The sequence below is a fragment of the Candidatus Protochlamydia sp. R18 genome, assembly GCF_000648255.1.
Classification (GTDB): Bacteria; Chlamydiota; Chlamydiia; order Chlamydiales; family Parachlamydiaceae; genus Protochlamydia; species Protochlamydia amoebophila.
The window spans coordinates 1-1,164 of the sequence record NZ_BASL01000659.1; the positions used below are offsets into that span (position 1 = coordinate 1).

Sequence of the window (1,164 nt, forward strand, 5' to 3'; positions counted from 1 at the left end):
GCACTACCTAAATTCTCATTTCAATTGGCTATATGCCGTTTAGTTTTGCAATTAATCGTTGCAAATTATTTTAATTGCAAATTTTTTACTCATCACTTTGCTTTCTCTTGGAAGATGAAATAGCAGAAAAAAAGGCTCCCTTTTGATTAGAAGGATGATTTTTTTTAGTTTGGCAGGATGACAAAATCGCATTGGCAATTTGAAAAATACCAATCCAAGCAAAAATTAAACGAATCTGATTTAAGAATGAAGTCGAAAAATTTTTACGAGAAGATGAATGAAATATTAAGTTTTTGATTGAACCAAGAAATGTAATTTTACGTTTTGTTGTTTGCTGCGAGTGTAAATTTACGCCTGTTAGAGAAGTTTGCGTTGTTGACGTTTGCGAATCTGAAACTTGAGAGGAATTAAATAGTTTGGTAATTTTTTTCATTAATCGCTCAGTTTCTTGTATTTCTTGTAACCGGTTTTCCAACCTTTCATGTGTTTGATCGATTTCTTTTATATCGATTTTAAGGGCTTGTACACCTTCAGTTAGCTTATTTGTTTCTTCCGCAAGCCGTTCGTTATCTTCTCCAAACTTTTCTACTCCTTGTGCAAACCGTTTGTTATCTTCTCCAAGCTCTTCCACTGCTTGTGCAAACCGTTTGTTATCTTCTCCAAGCTCTTCCACTGCTTGTGCAAGCTGTTTGCCATCTTCTCGAAGCTCTTCTACACCTTTTACAAACTCTTCATCATCTTGTTGAAACTGTTTTATTTCTTGCCTAAGAATTTCTAGTTCCTCATAAGATTCTTGAAGTTCTTGAAAGGCTTGATTGAATGCCTTTAAATCAGCGGATTTTTTCTCATTTATTGTATTCATAAAGTCTATGTGAGAGCGCAGTATTTCACATTGCGTTTGCATGGATGCCAGTAGTGGATTTTGTTCTTTTCCGTTATCTAGTTCTTCTTGAGTGGGAATAGAAGTATACACTCTTATTCCCTCAATCTCTGCCTGAATTTGCCCAATGGTTTCCCTTGTTTCAGCCTGGATAAGGCAAGTTTCTGCAACCGTTTGCTTAAATTCTTGTTGTTGGGCTTCTAAATCCTGAATTTGAGGAATAATAGTGGAAAGTTTTTCATCAATTTTGCGACAACCGCTATCAATTTTATGGCAGGCAGCGT

At 35.6% G+C, this 1,164-nt stretch carries 1 protein-coding gene; it reads right to left on the reverse strand.

The window, feature by feature from the left end; genetic code table 11:
• Positions 1–85: 85 nt before the first annotated feature.
• Positions 86–1,164 (reverse strand): hypothetical protein (locus TY19_RS16155; protein WP_042280379.1); only part of this gene is annotated, 1,079 nt, incomplete at its 5' end.